Here is a 324-nt window from a genome sequence, read left to right as displayed (position 1 = left end):
TTGGCGCTGGATTTAACCCATATGACCGTGCACGCGGTGGACGTGACGGGGGTCGATGGCGGGGAAAGCCTGACGCGTTACCCGTGGCAGGCCGGCGACATCGGGCTGGTGGATCGGGGCTACAATCAACCGCGCGTGATTCTTGACCTGTTCGCGCGTGGCGTCGGGGTGATCGTGCGCTTGAACCCAACGGCGATGCCGTTGTTTGTCCGCTCACTCGATGCGGATACGTTCAATCCCACGGCCACGCGCTTGGATGTCGCGGCGCATCTGCGCGCCCAATCCAGCGACACGGTCAGTCTTGCGGTCTGGTTGCGCGCGCAG

General features: G+C 64.2%; 1 protein-coding gene. It reads left to right on the top strand.

The features are described 5' to 3' along the window. Nucleotides 1-21: 21 nt before the first annotated feature. Nucleotides 22-324 (top strand): hypothetical protein (locus GJ668_RS20040; RefSeq protein WP_222930839.1); only part of this gene is annotated, 303 nt, incomplete at its 3' end.

It is taken from the genome of Allochromatium palmeri, from assembly GCF_009720725.1.
Taxonomy (GTDB): domain Bacteria; phylum Pseudomonadota; class Gammaproteobacteria; order Chromatiales; family Chromatiaceae; genus Thermochromatium; species Thermochromatium palmeri.
Note: the sequence above shows the minus strand (reverse complement) of the source record. Positions and strands in the feature narration are given on the sequence as shown.